This is a genomic window from Neoalteromonas flava, from assembly GCF_002807685.1.
In the GTDB taxonomy this organism is placed as follows: Bacteria; Pseudomonadota; Gammaproteobacteria; order Enterobacterales; family Alteromonadaceae; genus Alteromonas_E; species Alteromonas_E flava.
Genome location: NZ_PEAX01000004.1, coordinates 121,920 through 140,465 on the forward strand (window position 1 = coordinate 121,920; position 18,546 = coordinate 140,465).

Here is an 18,546-nt window from a genome sequence, read left to right on the forward strand (position 1 = left end):
GTCGCAAAGTGGTGCCTTACTTGTCCTCTGGTTTCTTCTCAATCACAATATCGGCGTAAGAGCGGAGCTTTTCTTTGTGTCTAAGATGCGCAAAGGGATCCTCAGATTGAATCGCGTCTTGCTGCTCATTCCCTGTTTCGCTATGGGCAGCACTTGAAGTGCGAGATTTTCTTTTTAACAAGCGCTGCAGTGCAGAATTAGGCTTGCGTTGCTCAGCTAGCGCTTCTTTACGCGCATTGTACCACTGATTGGCGACTAAAAAGACGATAACCAAGACCAGCCAAGCCGCCCATTTCAAGACAAATGACCAACCCACTGCGGGATCCTCTGTGGTGACAGAATAACTCAAGTAATCAGCATGGATCTGACCGACAAGAATAATTGATAGCACGGTAATTATTAATGTGATCAATAAAAATTTATACCGACGCCAAAGTAAACCAGAGAGAATAATATTGATGAGTTTGTTCATATTTAGCCGAAAATATTAAAGCCGAGGACAGCAAGGATCGCCAACAACCCTTTTTCTTTAATCGCAGAATATAACTTGGCCTCTTCTTCCTGTACCACAACCTCCAATTCGTCGGGGCTAAAGTCTTCAGGCTTGCGCTGCATTAAGACGATGCGCGTGCGCGCTCGGTCAATCGCCTTATCGCGTATCGACTGTTTGATTTTTGTGTTCAACGATGAAAATGGATTAATAACAGGCTCCTCACTGTGCCGCTCTGATTGGCATTCAGAGTATTCTACAAACCGAAAACCAACTCACCACACTAATAGTGGTGCCTATGCAGCCTTAATGCAATGAGTGCTCTATGTATAACTATTTTTCTGTGGCATTTGAACTTACCTTTTGTAACCGAATTTATCTACTTTCCGACACAGTTCTGATTAGTTAGACGTTCGTTGCAACTTGAAAATCAAACTCGTTTGCGGAAAAACTATGGGTAACTGCATACCCAGTTGCATCAACACATCACCGTTATAAGTCGTGCTGTTAAGGTTAGCGAGTATAGAAGGGCTGTATTCAAATAATGTGTCAGGCCAAATACGCTCGAGTTTATAGGTAGCGGCAGGGTCTAGCCCAACAAATCGATATTTTCTAGGTTGAGTGCGCTTGGTTTCTATCACGCTATTGTAGGCAAATAACGCTTCACTTTTGTCTTTCGCAACGATGCCAAAGTCAACACTGTCACCATTACTTTCAAGCCGATAATAGTCGCCTTGATGAATAAGATGGCGATGTGCTTTGTGTAATGCAAACCCTTGCTGTAAGGCGTGCATTTCCTTTTCGGTTAGTTCGCGAGGGTCCATTTCCATACCCATGTGGCCAAAAAAAGCGACAGCAATGCGTGTTTCGATAGGGATATGCCTACCGGTAATATGGCAATCGCGCGGACCAACATGCGATCCCATTACAATCGGAGGGATGAAAAACGAAGCGCCGCGTTGAATGTGCAAGCGATCCAAAGCATCGTTCGAGTCTGACGTCCAAAAACGATCAGTGTGTTTGAGTATGCCAAAATCAATGCGAGCACCGCCAGATGAACAGCTTTCTATCTCGACATGTGGATGAGCTTTTTTTACCCGGTCAATCAACTGGTATACCGCAAGGGTTTGCTGATGAACTGCTGGGCGACCGCAGAAACTGCCGGCGTGAGTGTTATCTCTGTTCATATCCCATTTGATATAGGTAATAAGTGGGTACTCACTTAGCACAGCGTCAATTTGCTCAAATAGGTAGTCACAGACTTCTTGGCGGGTGAGATCAAGCAGGAGCTGGTGGCGAAAGTTGATCTGTGGATTCCCTGCAGTATTGAGTACCCAATCAGGATGTGCCCGGTAAAGATCACTGTCTGGGTTTATCATCTCCGGCTCAAACCAAATGCCCATTGCCATGCCCGCTTGGGTGACATGGTCTATTAACGGTTGTAAGCCATGCGGGTAGACTTTTGTGTCGACCACCCAATCGCCTAAACCAGCTTTGTCATGACGCCGTCCTTTAAACCAGCCATCATCCAACACAAAGCGTTCAGCCCCTGCTTTAGCTGCAAGATCTGCCATTTCCACAAGAGCCTCAAGGCTATGATTAAAGTAGATACCCTCCCAAGTGTTATAGTGGACGGGGCGTGGCTGCTCAATGAGCCTCGCATCAAGCAAGCGGCCTCGCACGTGCTCATGAAATTGCTGTGACAATTGATTAAAGCCTTGACCGCTGTAACTTACATAAAGCGTTGGGCTAGTGTAGCTTTCTCCTTGCGCCAGCATGACTTCGGTTGGATCAAGCAATTCACCCATTTGCACATAGGTCCGCTGGTCAGGTAACAATTCGACGCGCGTGCGATGATTACCACTCCAACCCAAATGAAAACCGTAGCATTGCCCGTGTTCTTCATTGGTCTTAGGTGCGTGCAGGATAACGCCGGGGAAATTGTCATGTGAAGTCTTGCCGCGTCGATTTTCACGACTGTATGCACCTAGAAATAAATCGATACTACGGGTTTGGAACTCACTCGACCAGCGCCCTTCAAAGGCAAGAATTTGAGTAATATGATCAGCTAAGGCGATCGTTGGTGCAGCAAGTTCCTGCAGGTTGATCACCCGCGTATGCTGGTTTGTAATCCGCGAATATCCGCTTAAAACGTGACTGTGTGGATCCAGAGTTAAGTGATGCTCTAACGTTAACTGACGGGTTTCGTCTTCGGCAGTAAACTGCACGTCGGTATGCTTTGTTTGTTTAACCTGAGTGAGTCTAAAAGCTGCTGACCAAGCGATACCACCATCATTGAGCGTCAGCGCAGGATGACCGGTAAAACCATCACCCAGGGTCGGGGTCAGGCTTATTGGAGATTCCTCAACAGGGGCACATTTCGCCTCTTGGCGTTGGGTCAGGACTGCAAGCATTTGATCTTGCACTGAGCTATGTAAACGATCCCCAAAGTACGTGATCACAGGAACACCGCGACGACAATCAAAAATAATAGTCATACGCTCAGAATGCAGATAGATAAATGGTGGTACTGAATTCACAAATATAATCCCCACGAAAATAAAATTAGTACTACGCTTAATTAGCAAGCATTTAGCACTTTATAAATAGCCGATAATACAGCAAAATCCAATCTGTCATATAAATATGTTAAATGTGTCACCTATGTCATAGGTTTTTTTACTTGCCAAGGTGCCGCATCAGAAGGAAAAATTTATGTTAGGTGTGTGTTATTACCCTGAGCATTGGCCAGAGAACATGTGGTCTAAAGATGCGCAAGAGATGAAGGCGTTAGGTCTTACCTATGTGCGTTTAGCTGAGTTTGCTTGGTCTAAAATGGAACCGCGTGCGGGAGAGTATCATTTTGATTGGCTTGATCGAGCGATTGATACACTGGTCAATGCGGGGCTCAAAGTGATTTTGTGTACGCCAACGGCGACTCCGCCTAAGTGGCTGATTGACGAATATCCTGACATTCTTCCAGTGGACATATTTACCGGCCACGTTCGCGGCTTTGGATCGCGCCGTCACTACGACTTTTCGAGTGAAAATTATTACCGCGAGTCGATGCGTATCACGCGTGTTATGGCTGAGCGTTATGCTAACTATCCGGGCGTGGTGGGTTGGCAAACCGACAATGAAATTGCCTGTCATGATACTGCTCACTCAGGCTCTGAAAATGCAAAGCGCGCTTTTCAGAACTGGCTTAAGCGTGAGTATGGTGACATTGATACGTTAAATCAGGCGTGGGGGACAATATTTTGGTCAATGGAGTATCAAAGTTTTGCACAAATTGAGCTTCCTATACTCGCGGTAACCGAAACTCACCCATCACACCAACTGGCTTATCGCCGTTTCAGTTCTGATCAAGTGGTGCGTTTTCATAACGACATGGTAGATATCATCCGTGCGTGCTGCCCGAATCACTTTGTTACTCACAACTTTATTCCTATGGTCGACACCCAAAGTGATAACTTTGCCCTAGCAGAGAAGCTCGATTTCGCCTGCTATGATAACTATCCACTGGGCCGCACAGATTTATTCTTTGCCACTGCCGATCAAGCTCAATTTAAGCGCTACATGCGTACCGGCCACCCCGACTTTGCCGCTTGTTCCTTCGATCATATCCGGGGTATCAGCAATAACCATTTTTGGATCATGGAGCAGCAGCCCGGACCAGTAAATTGGGGGCATCACAATCCGCGTCCGTTACCGGGAATGGTGCGCTTTTGGTCATGGGAAGCGGTTGCTCACGGTGCGGGAACTGTTTGTTACTTCCGTTGGCGTCAAGCGCCCTTTGCACAAGAGCAAATGCATGCCGGGATCAAGCGCGTGGATAATTCCAAATCCGTCGCATGGCATGAAATCGAGCAATTCCGTGATGAATTAGCGCAATCTGGTTTTGACTTGAACGCCAATATTCAAGCACAAGTTGCAGTTGTAATGACGACCGAAAACCAGTGGGTCACAGAAATTGAACGCCAAGGTGATAGTTTTAATCATCAGCAGGTGGAATTCGATTACTACTCGGCATTGCGTCAACTGGGCATTGATGTCGATTTTATTTCGCCAGATAGCGATTTAAGCCACTACAAGTTGATCGTTGTTCCGTGTATGCCGATTGTCTCAGATGACTTTATTCAGCGCTGCCAAGCGTCTGATGCTCACATTGTTTTTGGGCCGCGCAGTGGCGGTAAAACTAAAGAGCTCACATTTGCGCCAAATCTTGCGCCGGGAAAAATACAACAGTTAATAAAGGTTAAAGTGGCTAGTGTGGAAACGTTGCGAGCTGACTGTGAAGAACCCTTGCTGTTTAACGGTAAAACCTTTGTCAGTAATCGTTGGCGCGAAGAATTAATTGAGCTGCAGGATGTATCCGTCCTAGCGAATAATGCAGATGGCAGTGCTGCCGTGGTAGCGAATCAAAAGGCTACTTACATCTCGACACTGACGGATATAGGCTTTCTCAAGGCGCTGTTTATGCAGTATGCCCAACAATTGCAATTAGAGTGGCTCGAGCTTACTGAGGATATGCGCATCGCCCGACGAGGTGACTTTGCAGTCGTGCTTAACTATGCAGATCGGCCACAATCCGTTAACCCAAATCGAGCGGTTGAATACGTGATTGGAAGTGCTGACATCGACGCTTATGATCTTGCGGTATTTAAATATAAATAAATATGATAAATAGCATAATAAAAATAATGATTCGATTTCGCTGTGAAATCTTGCCTGAATCGACGCCGGATTTGACCAATATTAAAAAACACAGATAAAACATAGTTTTAAGTGTTTTGGGTGGAGTTTCTGAATGTCGTTTTGCGTCTTTTTTAGTCAATAATATGGCGTTTTTTTAAAGTAATAAATACGCTAAATAGTGTTTAAAAATGTAAATGGAATGTTGACACTTAGTATAAATACTATTTAGCATACAGTTTGGCATAAGCGTATTCTGCCAATTTGCGGTTCAGTGCACGTGATTTTGTATCGCGTTTACTAGAGCAACCTTAAATAGCATAACGAACACACAAACAGGACACGGGGGCTTCTCATGAAAAGAAGTTATCTTAGGTCGGCGATACAGGCGGCCTTATTAATACCAACAACTACGTTGGTTACATTGCCTGCGGTTGCTCAAACTGCAGATGAAGATCCAAATTTTGAAGTCATAGAAGTGCGCGGGCTGGTCAGCAGCTTAAAGCGTTCTTTCTCTGACAAAAAGGAATCATTGGTCGTTTCTGATGGTATTGCCGCTGAAGATCTGGGTAAGTTCCCTGATCAAAACGTCGCGGAATCACTGCAGCGCATCACGGGTGTATCTATTGACCGCAACGGCGGTGAAGGCCAGTTAATTTCTGTGCGGGGTTTTGGTCCTCAGTTCAACCTGGTTACCGTGAACGGTCGTCAAATGGCATCTGAACGAGCGGGTCGCGAGTTTAGTTTTGACACGCTTGCTGCTGAACTCATCTCGGGGGCTGAAATATATAAATCGTCCATCGCGGAAAATCAAAGCGGCGGCATCGGTTCGGTTATTAATTTGAAAACGGCTAAGCCCTTTGATTTAGATGGATTTAAGGCTGCAGGCAGTGTTCAAGGTACATATGATACGCTTTCTGAAGAATATACGCCGGAAGTTTCTGGTTTAGTCAGTAACACCTTTATGGATGGCCGCTTGGGCGTCTTAGCTTCGCTTTCGGTACAGCAGCGTGAGGCGCAGATTAACCAAGCAGACACGCGCGGTTTTTATCGCGTCGATCGGATAGCAACCAACGATTTTGATGCTGACGCGGGCACCGGTAAGGAAGCGTTTAACGTATACGTTCCACGTAACCTAGATCTTGTTTCCAACTATGAAGACCGCACACGCACGAGCGGTACTGTGGTTGTGCAATACATGGCAACTGACGAATTGACCTTATCGTTTGATGGTTTGTATTCAAAATTTGAAGTTGAATCTCAGGTAAATAACTACGCGAACTGGTTTACGCCTGGCAACTTCCGTGATTTCCAAGTTGATCCGGAAACGCAAACTGTAGTGTATTGGGATCACAACTCTGCTATCGATCCTAATGGTGGCGGTTCAGGCGCGACTGACTTTGTGCAACAAGGTTTGGATCGCAACGTGAAGATCCAAGGATTTGGTTTCAATGCAGACTGGGATATCACCGAAACGTTGAATATGAACCTTGATATCTCAACGTCTGAAGCAGAAGACCTCAGTGGCGATCAAAGCCGCGTATTTACGGTTATGGGTTACCCTAACGGCTATACCTATGACTTTACTGGTGGTGGCGATTTGCCGTCGTTCAGTAGTGATGGGATCTCTGGACCATTCTCTTCAAGTGATGCGAGCAAATTGCGCGCTCACTACGTTGAGCGTGGTGGTGATGAGCGCGAAGACGAAATTACCGAAATGCGCGCAGATTTCACTTACACACCGGATAGTGACACCTTTACGCGAATGAAGTTTGGTGTATACACGCAAGATCGCACTAAGTCAGCGAAAGTCTTCCAGTCGCCTAGCTTCCCCAACTGCTTCTATTGCGGTTATGGCACTGATGTTCCAGACGAATTGGCTACATTGGTATCTCCGAACGATTGGTTCGCGGGTATTCCAGCAGCCTTCTTTGGTTATGACGTTGATGCCTATTTGGCGTATCTAGCGAGTCCAGAGGCAATTGCCGCACAAACGGCTGTGCGTAATGCGTTTGGAGCAGGTGAAACCGTCGAAGGTAACATCGCAGCATTTGCTGCGTTGAACGGATATACACCGGTAGAGTTAGGTACAAGCTTTACAATAGACGAAGAGATCATTGCAGCTTATGCTGATTTCGTCTTCCAAGGCGACTTAGGTGATGTTCCGTGGACGGTTAATGTTGGCTTCCGTTATAGCGAAACGACTTCCACTGCATCGGGTTTGCAAGATACTTTACTCGATGTACAAGAAAATCCAACTGACGGCACTATCCTAGACCAAGTTTATGTGGTTGATGGGTCGGGCCAACGCGTGCTAAGCCCAATTTCAATCGAGAACGAGTACAGCAATTTACTGCCTAGCTTGAATGCGAAGTTCGAGATTGAAGAAGACATGCTTTTGCGTTTCGCGTATTCAGAAACCTTGACTCGACCTACTATGTCGAGCATGCGTCCGGTAACAAATATCGGTACAACGCGTCCTGATATCCTATTGGCAAGTGGTGGTAACCCTAATCTAGAACCATTCCTATCTGCCAACTGGGATGCGTCGTTTGAATGGTATTATGGCGATGCCAGTGCCGTTTCGATTGGTATCTTCAGTAAAGAAGTTGAAGGCTTTATTACTAATATCACTGCTGAAGAGAGCTTCTCATTAGCCAGTGGTGTGTATGTTTTCGACGTCAATCGTCCTCGTAACGGTGAAACAGCGAATGTTGATGGTCTTGAAATGGCCTGGACGCATACCATGGAAAATGGCTTTGGTGTTCAGATCAATGCAACAATCGTGAACAGTGACGCTGAAATTGATACCACTGCTACCGCACAAACCTTTGCTTTAGAAGGTTTAGGCGACTCACAAAACTTCATCGTATTCTATGAGAAGGATGGCTTCCAGGCACGTGTTGCATACAACAATCGTGAAGCATTCCTGCAAACATTGAGTAACGGTGATACCGGTGAGCCAGAGTTTGTTGATACTTACGGTCAATGGGATATCAGTGCAAGTTATGATATCGATGAGAACTTCTCTGTATACTTTGAAGGGATCAACGTAACCGACGAGTACACTGACAAATACGGTCGTATCCGTAGTCACTTTACTGAGCAGGTTAGAACAGGTTCGCGTTACGCTATTGGTGTTCGCGGCACTTTCTAAACGTTGTGTGCTAGCAACCGTTAAGCGCTGGATTGCTTAACGGTTGCCTTTATGTTGACTAAGGGGAGCGTTACGTGGCTGAAGTCACTCGAAATATAGTGATTGTGGGCGGTGGCACAGCAGGCTGGCTAACAGCGGCTTTGCTAGCGAAACAACATGGCCATGCACTCACTATTACCTTAGTTGAATCTTCAGATATTCCGACAGTTGGCGTTGGTGAAGGTACTTGGCCTTCGATGCGCACAACTCTCCAAAAAGTCGGTATTTCAGAAACAGAATTTATTCGTCAATGCACAGCAACTTTTAAGCAAGCCAGTCGCTTTGTGAATTGGATTGATAAAGAGAACGATGAATACTTTCACCCGTTTACTCAACCTGTAGGCGCAGATAAAATAGATATTGCGGCCTATTGGCAACAGCTCCAACCGAATATTCCATTTTGCGATGCAGTAACCGTGCAAGCACAGCTGTGTAAACAGGGCATTGCGCCAAAGAGTATTGCGCATCGCGAGTACGACACTGCCGCTAACTACGGTTATCATCTAGACGCGGGAAAGTTTGCCGAGCTACTCAAAAATCATTGTGTGAGTAATCTTAATGTTCGTCATGTGGTTGGCACCGTCACGGCCGTGCAACAAGACGAGCATGAGAATATCAGGGCGGTGGTAACGGCAGAGCAAGGCACTATCGCAGGCGAATTATTTGTCGACTGCAGCGGTTTTAAATCTTTGCTCCTTGGCGAAACGCTCAAAGTTCCATTTATTTCTAAGCAAGATGTCTTGTTAGCAGACACTGCAATCGCAGTACAAGTCCCCTATCCAGATCCTGAGCATCCTATTGCTTGTCATACTATTTCCACCGCTCAATCGGCAGGTTGGATTTGGGATATTGGCTTACAGCAGCGACGTGGGGTCGGTTATGTATACGCTAGTCAATATGCCAGCCATGCAGAAGCCGAGCAGACGTTGCGTAATTACATCGGCGATGACATTGACGACTGCTCAATTAAAACCATTAAATTTAATGCTGGCCATCGAGCGCAATTTTGGAAAAATAACTGCGTAGCTGTGGGTCTTTCCTCAGGCTTTTTAGAGCCGCTGGAAGCGTCTGCGCTAATGCTGGTAGAGACGGCGGCTAATTTTATTGCCGACCAACTGCCAGTAACGTCAGCAGAGATGGCGCCGGTAGCACGCCGGTTTAATCAGGTGTTTGCAGCGAAATGGCGAGGTATTATTGATTTTCTTAAACTGCACTACGTAATGTCGAAGCGTACCGAGCCATTTTGGCAGGCCAACAAAGATCCAAATACCATTCCTGAATCCTTAACCGAATTACTGACCTTATGGCAACATCGCACGCCGAATGAGTATGATTTTATGCAGGATTTTGAAGCCTTTAGTGCGGCGAGTTATGCCTACGTGCTTTACGGAACAGGATTTAAAACTGATTTAGCTTTGACCCAACATCGGTTAACTCAGCCGCAACGTGCCAATAAATTTTTTGCCATTCGTCAGCAGCAAAGTGAGCAGTTGCCGCTCCGTTTGCCGCGTCATCGCGAATTGATCAATCAAGTATTAACACAAGGGTTTGCTCAGATTTAACCTGAGCGCCCTGAGGATTATAAAAATAATGTCAAAAACTACGCCGCTAAACGCAGAAAGCCATGCGAAAACTAAAGTCAAACCGCGTGAAGATTTCTTGGATGTAAATAATCAGAATTTTATCAGTTTAACGGCAGATGAGTTTTCTTCTGCCGCTAGCAGTTTTCCTATCATGTTGATTAAGAACGGCCAAAACGGTCAGTTTCATGCAATTGCATTAACAGCATTTGAGGAAGGTCAGAACCTATTTTGTGGTCAAGCAGGTCAACAGTGGGAAGGCGTGTATATTCCCAAAGCAATGCAGAGAGTCCCTTTTGTTTTGGGCCCCGATCCGGACAAAGAAAATAGTGTAACGACTCATCTTATCGATGAAAATCCGCGAGTAAATGAACAAGATGGGCAGGCCTTATTTGATGAAAGTGGGCAAGCGACAGGGTTTCTACAAGGGGTAGAAAAGCAATTAGCCGATTTCTACCATATGGAACGTGCGACTCAACAGTTCATTAAGGCATTGCTTACTCATAACTTGCTTAAAGAATATGAAGTCTTGGTGCGGTTTGCCTCGGATCGCACAAAACGGATCAAGGGTTTTTACAACATTGATGAGGAGCGTCTCAATAGTCTGAGCGTTGAAGTCGCGGCAGATTTCTTCAAACAGGGATTTTTTGCGCCTATTTATGCAATGTTGAGCTCTGTTACTCAATTTAATCGTTTGTTGCGCCTGCAAAACAATCAGTCTGATGACTCGATCGTGCAACTCAATATGCGCGCTGCTCAGGAGGACGAACTGTGAGTGAACAATTGCTCCAAATTTTGGTTTTCTTGGGGGTAACCATTGCCATTGCGTTTGCAACTTACTTGCATTGTCGTGGCAAAGGTCATCGAACGGCGAACCAAAATAAAGAATACTTTCTCGCAGGTGGGGGCTTGGCGTGGTATTTCGTTGCTGGCTCGATCACACTGACCAATTTAAGTACCGATCAATTGGTGGGTATGAATGGTAACCAAATGGCTCTGCTGTCGCTGTGGGAATTTTCTGCTGTTGTTGGGCTTATCATACTCGCGAAAGTATTTTTACCGGTGTACTACAAATATAAGTGCACCACGACTACAGAACTTTTAGAACGTCGTTATCAAGACAAAAACATCCGTGCTGTCATCAGTACCATGTTTTTCCTCGGCAGCGCATTAATCTTTTGCCCCGCGGTTATCTATTCAGGCTCACTGTTTATGATCACCATGTTTAATGTCGATATTCCCTTGATGTATGTCGCCATTGCATTTGCTTGCGTGGGCGCAATGTATGCGATTTTTGGCGGTTTGCGCGCCGTTGCTGTATCCGATACCTATTCTGGTGTGTTGCTGCTGGGTATGGCTATTACGGTCGTGCTACTCGCCCTAGCTGCCATTGATTACGACTTTAGCGGGATCCCCAAAGAGCGTTTGACCCTGATAGGCGACGATGAGTCGCCCATTCCCTGGCATACCCTATTAACCGGTATGATATTCATTCAAATGTTCTATTGGGGTACCAATCAAGTGATAACCCAACGAGCTATGGCCGCACCCAGTCTCAAAGAGGCGCAAAAAGGGGTGTATGCTGCGGCGATCATCCGTTTGGTTATCGTGCCAGCGATTATCGTAGTGCCAGGCATCATTTCCTACAAATTATATGGTGATATTGGTGATGCTGCATACGGACGCATCGTAGGCGACGTTTTGCCTGCATGGCTGTCAGGAATCTTTGCTGCGGCGATGGCGGCCGCAGTATTGACCACTTACAACAGTAACCTAAACTCTGCGACCGCACTCTACGTGTGTGATATTCATGAGGCCTACATCAATAAAACCCCTAATGTGCCGCGCCTAAGTGGTTGGGTAACTGCGGCCCTGACATTAGTTTCATTATTGCTAGTGCCCGTTTATGCGCAAGCTGATAGCATTATTAACTTGCTACAACAGCTTTATGGATTGCTCAGCATGCCAATCTTATCGATTTTTATCGTTGGATTGCTGTTTAAAAACGTGCACGCAAATGCTGGGATTACAGCAGTGATTTTTGGTGTTGCTCTTTATGGTGCAATGTCCTTCGAATTCTCGCCCTTCCATGCACCCTTCGGATTGCATTACATCCATCTAATGTTCATTACCTTAATTAGTTGCGTCTGCGTCGCATTATTGGTGAACCGTGCAGTGTTTAAACAGTCGGCGAGCCTTTCATGGGCCAATAATGCGGAAGTGAACCTGTGAAAAATCATTTTCACTGTGTGGATTTAGTATTATCATATAAATACTATTATATAGATGGATGTACTGGATGAGTGCAAATAACGCGGCGTTTCGGCGTCGCAATCCATTGACCGGTGAATGGGTTCTAGTCTCACCGCATCGCAATAACCGCCCGTGGTCCGGTGCGGTGGAAAGTGTTGCAGAGCAAGATTTACCCAAACATGATCCAAGCTGCCCCCTTTGTCCCGCTAATCAACGTGTCAACGATGAGCTAAATCCGGCTTATGCCAAGACTTTTGTCTTTGACAATGATTTTGCCGCACTGACGAGCAATGCCAACAGTGCGACTGAATCGTCGCCGTTGTTTACTCAAACGCCTGCGACGGGGCTTGCCCGGGTGATCTGTTTTTCACCTGATCACAATCGCTCGCTACCACAGCTTACTGAAGATGAAATGCTTGCTGTAGTGGATGTATGGCGGTCGCAATACGAAGATCTTAGTACCCGTTTTACCTGTGTACATTTGTTTGAGAACAAAGGTGAGATTATGGGGTGCTCGCAACCTCATCCGCATGGTCAGGTGTGGGCGCACCAGCACCTATCAACTGAGGTCGAACGTGAAGAGGAGCATCAGCGTGCTTATTGGGAAACTCATGGAAAAGCGCTATTGAGCGATTACGCTGCCGCTGAAATAGAGAATGGCGAGCGAGTGGTTTATGCCAACGACGATTGGTTAGTGGTTGTGCCTTATTGGGCTAAGTGGCCGTTCGAAACGTTAGTGGTTTGTCGTCATGCGATTGCTAATTTTAATCAGATGTCTGACGCAAAGGCACGCACACTGGCACAGGCTATACGTCATTTAACCATTAAATACGACAATGTATTTAATTGTAGCTTTCCTTATTCAATGGGATGGCACAATGCCCCATCAGATTTAACAGATAGCTCGCACTGGGTTTTGCACGCTCATTTTTACCCACCGCTATTGCGCAGTGCAAGCGTGAAGAAGCATATGGTCGGCTACGAAATGTTGGCTGAGAGTCAGCGTGACCTGACTCCCGAATTGGCGGCACAAATATTACGCGACGTGAGTGAAGTGCATTACTTGGAGAGAGCATAAGCATGGTTGATGAAACGCTATTAGATGCATTCGTGAAAGCGTATGATTGCTCGCCAGATTATCAAGCGACGGCACCAGGTCGGGTCAATCTTATCGGTGAGCATACGGATTATAATGAAGGCTTTGTATTACCTTGTGCGTTGCAATATAAAACTATTGTGTTGGCGCGTCCGCGGCAAGATAGCAAAGTCAATGTGATTTCATTGCAATACCCGCAGCAGCGAGAGCAATTTGATTTGTCAGGTCAAATTACGCCAGGTGATTACCCTTGGGGTGACTACGTAAGGGGCGTTGCGCTAGAACTTATTGCCGCGGGTCACACGCTAGCTGGAGTAGACTTAGCGATTACAAGTGATGTTCCGCAGGGGGCCGGGCTATCGAGTTCTGCAGCACTTGAAGTGGCCATAGGCGGCATGTTTAACGAGCTCAATGGATTGGGTTTGTCGAATGCGCAAATTGCACGGTTTGGTCAACTTGCTGAGAATAACTTTATTGATTGCCAATGCGGCATTATGGACCAACTTATCTCTGCCAAAGCACAACATCATGCAGCTCTGCTTATTGATTGTGAGAATTTAGCGACGCAGACTGTCGAAATTCCAGACGATTTAAGTCTGTTGGTGATCAACAGCAATTATCCGCGCAAATTGGCCGACAGTGAGTATAACCAGCGGCGGCAAGCGTGTGAATTGGCTGCCGCTAAAATGCAGTTGTCGAGTTTGCGCAAGGCCGATATGCACATGCTGTCACTGATCCAAGCCGACATTCCGGATGAGGTCTATCGCCGCGCTAAGCATGTCATCACTGAAAACCAACGCGTATTAGATGTTGTAAAGGCGCTGGCCGACAGTGACTTTGAGCGTCTGTATAGCATCATGCACGAAGCGCATTTATCCTTGAAATATGATTTTGAAATTACCGTCCCGGCTACTGATGGGCTGGTTGATATATGCATGCAAGCTTTAAATAGCAAAGGCGCGTGTCGCCAAACTGGCGGCGGATTCGGCGGTGCGGTCATTTGTCTTTGTGACAAAAAGGATGCCGAAAAAGTCATTAGCGCTGTTGAGCAGCAGTACTTTGCGCAGTTTGGTTTGCGCGCTGATATTCTCCAGTGTGAGCCCTCTCAAGGGCTCACTATTCAAAGCTTATAAAACAGTGATTAAGCAGCCTTACGGCTGCTTTGCCTGCATACTCATCCCCGTGGAATAACGATCATCAAATCCCATCCAAGGGTCTGGTTTCTTGCCATCAATCGGATGTTGATTCGATGAGCCTCGCACGCCAAGGTATTTACACGCATCGCTGCTTTGCTTAACGTGGCAGTTCATCATGGCCAGAGTGAAATGTTGATTGGTCATCGCCAATGCCTGCATATCCCAGGTTGCATCCCAATAATGGCCGATGTCCAGCTCGTTAGACATTGCAGCTGAAGGTGCTGGGTGCGGCGCAATGTTATGCCGAGCGTAATGATAGGTAAGCATTTGTGTCGCTGGTAGTTGATGTTGCTCATACAACCAATGGATCCCAGAATAGCCTGAAATGTCATCTAGATCGCCTGCAATATACAAACTAGGCACCTTGATCTCGGCGAGTGAATCTGGCGCAAAAACTTGGTGCTGTCCGCCCCACGGTGCGATTAATATCGCGGCTTTCCAGCGCAGGTCCGCTCCTTGAGGCCGGCGTGCGGCACATTGATTTAAACCCATGGCAAGCGCTTGATTAGCTGCGCTATCTTGCGACCCGGAAATGGCCGCAACATGATGCTCAGTAAAGGCATAGCAGCCGCCGATGGTGTTGAGCGCGCCATAACCGCCCATCGAATAGCCAATTAAGCCAGCACGCTTGGCATCACTGATTTTTGTCAGAAATGAATCGTCCAACACCCAGTCCAAAACGAACTGTTGATCTAACGAGCGATTGACTAAAGTGCTTAGAAATCCCGCCCCCGGATCAACAGCAAAATCAACATCAGCATTGGTTGAATCCGTATGGTCAATGCCGATCACAATGTAGCCATGTGAGGCGAGGTGTTCCGCAATGTGAAACATGATGGTGCGATAGCCAGTGTAACCATGCGAAATAACGACCACTGGATACTGCTCTGACTCAAGCGGGCTAGCGTCACGAGAGGCTTGTCCGGCCAGTTCAAAAACCGCCCCAGAACGCGTTTCATTGATGTAGCTCGCGCGTTCGCCGCTGCCCGCTGTTGCGGGATACCAGGTTTCCAAAGTCAGAGAGCGTGAATCTAAACCGGGATTGAACGGATTTTGGTAGTTCTCTATGGTGACACTGACTGTCTTTACGCCAACAGCATAGTCGCCGAATTGACTTAATTGCGGCGTTACATCTGCTGGTAGTGGTTTAAACAATTGCTCAGGGGCTGCAGAGATCTGCGTCGATAAACACAGCTGCGATAACAACAATAACCAACGTTTCATACCTAATTCCGTTGTAGTTGAGCTACAACGGTGCTGGCGTTATTGGTCTGCAAGTACCGTTGTCATCATTTTTTTAAGCATTTGCTCGACCAAGGCAAATGCGGTGTCTGATTGTTTTTGTACGATGGCATCAAACACCGAAGTACAAGTTTCTACACTTGAAAGTTTGATGCCTTGCATGCGATTTGAGTAACGCGAGGTCACCCGCAATGCAGTACTAGTAAATTCAATTAATTGTATAAAAAAGCGATTGTGAGTGGCCTCAAACAGTGCTGACACAAATGCGATATCTGCATCTAAAATGTCGTCCAAACCTGACTCCGCATCGCGCATGCGATCGATCGCCTTACGCAGTTCGACGATGTTCTCTGGCTTTGCATGTTGCGCCGCCAGCGCTGCAGCCTGTGGGTCAGTCACTAAGCGCATCTCAAAAAACTCACGCAATAGTTCCAACGTGGGTTTACTTACCAGTGTCCATTTAAGCACGTCTGGATCGAACATGTTCCAGTGTCGCTCGGGTTGGATCCGGATCCCTTGCTTGGGCCGCGATCGAATTAACCCTTTTGCTGAAAGCATCTTAACCGCTTCACGCGTTGAGCTTCGACTCACTCCAAATTGTTCACAAATCTCCGCTTCTGACGGAAGCGCCTCATCAAAGTCACCACGGACTATTGCTAGGCCCAGAGTGTGGGTCAGGTTTTGAGTGATATTTAACGATGATGATTGTGACATTGAGGACGCATAAACATGGCAGACAATAGTTAGTCATATAAATACCACGTATTGAGCCCTGCTGTCACTTTTCCAAACCTATCACAGCATTTTAAACCACTAGTCCATGGTGAAAATATCGCGGAAATGGATATCCGACAAATTCCCTAATCGACGTGCAACTTGTTGTGCAGAAAAATCCGCACCGATAAATCGCTGCCCTGCAAACAGACCGGATTGGGCTTGTATGTTGGGAGTGATAACTGCTATCAAACAATTGTCCTCGTAACTCTCAGACCACTCTATGTTCAAAGGCACGGTACTCATACAAAGATTGTCATAGCGAGTCGATAAGACCGTCATAATATGCCCCAAACTATTGACCTGCGACGCATCCAATGAACTCAATGACACCGCACGGAACTTCGATATCACTTGTGTTGCGAATGGTTGGCTTGGGGAGTGCACAACAGTAACTTGCCAATCGGAGTTTTCACACACCAATAACGAAGTCATGTTACTGACGCAATTTCCGGCACGCAGGTTTTTGCCAAAATTAACTGTACCAACAAAGGAGCGATTGCTGTTTTGGCTGAGCCACTGTTGAATTTCTGATGTTCGCTGTTGCGGGCTTAAATGCGCAAACGAAGCGGTAGTCGTCTCGACAGCAGCAGAATCTAAAGGCGATAACTGAATAAAGGGTTGCGATGGAATTTGCAGTGCATGGTGTCCGATATTCATAAAAGGTGTCCCGTCAAATGTGTGTTTTTTGTAAAAAAGGGTAACCGGTTACCCTGCTTGCCGCAGCGATTTTGCTGCACCTTTTAAACTTGCGATCGTTGAGTGTTACACAAATCAGCTATTAAACAATGATTTACATTGATTTTGTTATCGTCTGATAATCAAAAGTACACACAAATCGACTTGGTTATTGTTTTTATTTTACAAAAGGTTTACATAAGGGTATACGCTTTCCCTAATTTTGCAAATGTTTTTAAGAATGCTTGCAATAAAGCGTATTTATCATAATTATTAACAGCGACAGGTTTGCGTCTGTAGTAAACTCTGATGATTAAGTAAGGCTGAGGAAAGCGACAATGGCGACCATGAAACAAATCGCAGATGCTGCGGGTGTATCCCAAGCCACGGTTTCTCGCGTGATCAATGATGGTCCTAAAGTTGGCCGAGCGACGCGCGAGCGTGTGAAGTCCATTATTAAGGAGCTGAATTATCGCCCCAATGCGAATGCACGTGCACTCGCAACCAGTCGCAATAACGCCGTTGGCATTGTCATCGCAGACTTGTACGAACCCTTCTTTGCCGCGCTCGCACACGGCGTGGAGACAATGGCACGTAAACACAACACGCAAATCTTGATCAGTGGCGGTTCTATTGGGGCTGAAGCGGAGCATAAGGCCATAGAGACCCTGCTCGAACATCGCTGCGACGCAATGGTTGTGCATAGTAAAACATTGCCGGATGAAACTTTGGTTGCACTTGCCGATTCGGTGCCCGGGCTAGTAATTATTAATCGCTTTATACCTGAGATATCAGCGCGCTGCGTATGGCTAGATAATCGTGCCGGCGGACGCTTAATGGCTGAATATATGATTAAGCAAGGGCATTCGAACTTTGCAGTGATCACAAGTGATTTTCCCATTGATGACCCCGCCCACAGGCTGCAAGGTATCAGGGCTGCTCTTGACGAAGCAGGCATTGAATTACGCCCCGAAAACATTGAGTACGCGCCGCCCAATCAAGAGGGAGGCGAGGCTGCAATTCAAAATTTATTGTCACGGGGGAGCAGTTTTACCGCTGTTTTGGCCTATAATGACGCAATGGCGTCAGGGGCGATGTCGATGCTTTTTGACCATGATATTAAAGTTCCAGAACAAGTTTCAGTGATCGGTTACGATGATATTTTATTGGCGAAATACTGTCGCCCGAAGCTGACCACCTTGCGTTATCCCATTGAGATAATGGCTTCCCGCGCGACAGAATTGGCGCTGGAATATGCTCAAGGACGGCCGCCGCAAAAAGAAACGACATTCAAATACCAGCCAACGATCGTAAAGCGAGATTCTGTAAAACGCGTTTAAACGTGA

General features: G+C 46.4%; 14 protein-coding genes. 8 read left to right on the forward strand and 6 right to left on the reverse strand.

The features are described 5' to 3' along the window. Nucleotides 1-16 precede the first annotated feature (16 nt). From CSH92_RS10630 to CSH92_RS10640, 3 genes are all read right to left on the reverse strand, one after another. A complete protein-coding gene (locus CSH92_RS10630) occupies nt 17-472 on the reverse strand; it encodes a hypothetical protein (RefSeq protein WP_100657622.1) in 456 nt (151 codons plus the stop codon). Nucleotides 473-474: 2 nt separating this feature from the next. Further along, nucleotides 475-684, reverse strand: coding sequence for a hypothetical protein (locus CSH92_RS10635; RefSeq protein WP_240612789.1), 210 nt, complete (start codon nt 682-684; stop codon nt 475-477). Nucleotides 685-891: 207 nt separating this feature from the next. Continuing rightward, nucleotides 892-3,030, reverse strand: coding sequence for an alpha-galactosidase (locus tag CSH92_RS10640; RefSeq protein ID WP_420807508.1), 2,139 nt, complete (start codon nt 3,028-3,030; stop codon nt 892-894). A 175-nt stretch (nt 3,031-3,205) separates the two neighbouring features. Between CSH92_RS10640 and CSH92_RS10645 the strand changes: the two genes are divergently transcribed. From CSH92_RS10645 to galK, 7 genes are all read left to right on the forward strand, one after another. Further along, on the forward strand, nt 3,206-5,167 hold the full coding sequence (locus CSH92_RS10645; protein ID WP_100657624.1) for a beta-galactosidase: 1,962 nt from the start codon (nt 3,206-3,208) through the stop codon (nt 5,165-5,167). A 373-nt stretch (nt 5,168-5,540) separates the two neighbouring features. Then, nucleotides 5,541-8,342 (forward strand): TonB-dependent receptor, encoded by a 2,802-nt coding sequence (locus CSH92_RS10650; protein ID WP_100657625.1) that lies wholly within the window; start codon nt 5,541-5,543, stop codon nt 8,340-8,342. A gap of 74 nt (nt 8,343-8,416) precedes the next feature. After that, complete coding sequence (locus tag CSH92_RS10655; protein ID WP_100657626.1) at nt 8,417-9,943, forward strand: tryptophan halogenase family protein; 1,527 nt, start codon at nt 8,417-8,419, stop codon at nt 9,941-9,943. A gap of 28 nt (nt 9,944-9,971) precedes the next feature. Continuing rightward, entirely contained in the window at nt 9,972-10,736 is a 765-nt protein-coding gene (locus CSH92_RS10660) for a SapC family protein (RefSeq protein ID WP_100657627.1), read from the forward strand. Next, on the forward strand, nt 10,733-12,193 hold the full coding sequence (locus CSH92_RS10665) for an SLC5 family protein (protein ID WP_100657628.1): 1,461 nt from the start codon (nt 10,733-10,735) through the stop codon (nt 12,191-12,193). Before CSH92_RS10660 ends, CSH92_RS10665 begins: the two co-directional genes overlap by 4 nt. Nucleotides 12,194-12,260: 67 nt before the next feature. Beyond that, complete coding sequence (locus tag CSH92_RS10670) at nt 12,261-13,292, forward strand: UDP-glucose--hexose-1-phosphate uridylyltransferase (protein WP_100657629.1); 1,032 nt, start codon at nt 12,261-12,263, stop codon at nt 13,290-13,292. Between the two features lie 2 nt (nt 13,293-13,294). Further along, on the forward strand, nt 13,295-14,443 hold the full coding sequence (gene galK / locus CSH92_RS10675; protein ID WP_100657630.1) for a galactokinase: 1,149 nt from the start codon (nt 13,295-13,297) through the stop codon (nt 14,441-14,443). 18 nt (nt 14,444-14,461) lie between these two features. Here the strand turns inward: galK and CSH92_RS10680 are convergent, their stop codons facing one another. From CSH92_RS10680 to CSH92_RS10690, 3 genes are all read right to left on the reverse strand, one after another. After that, on the reverse strand, nt 14,462-15,730 hold the full coding sequence (locus tag CSH92_RS10680; RefSeq protein ID WP_100657631.1) for an alpha/beta hydrolase family protein: 1,269 nt from the start codon (nt 15,728-15,730) through the stop codon (nt 14,462-14,464). Nucleotides 15,731-15,769: 39 nt separating this feature from the next. Continuing rightward, nucleotides 15,770-16,462 carry a FadR/GntR family transcriptional regulator gene (locus tag CSH92_RS10685; RefSeq protein ID WP_100657632.1) on the reverse strand — a complete coding sequence of 231 codons (693 nt, stop codon included), beginning with the start codon at nt 16,460-16,462 and terminating at the stop codon, nt 15,770-15,772. A 99-nt stretch (nt 16,463-16,561) separates the two neighbouring features. Then, the gene (locus tag CSH92_RS10690; RefSeq protein WP_100657633.1) at nt 16,562-17,182 is read right to left on the reverse strand and encodes a hypothetical protein; all 621 of its coding nucleotides are present in this window, start codon (nt 17,180-17,182) and stop codon (nt 16,562-16,564) included. A 356-nt stretch (nt 17,183-17,538) separates the two neighbouring features. Between CSH92_RS10690 and CSH92_RS10695 the strand changes: the two genes are divergently transcribed. Further along, complete coding sequence (locus CSH92_RS10695) at nt 17,539-18,540, forward strand: substrate-binding domain-containing protein (RefSeq protein WP_100657634.1); 1,002 nt, start codon at nt 17,539-17,541, stop codon at nt 18,538-18,540. The last annotated feature ends 6 nt before the right edge of the window (nt 18,541-18,546 follow it).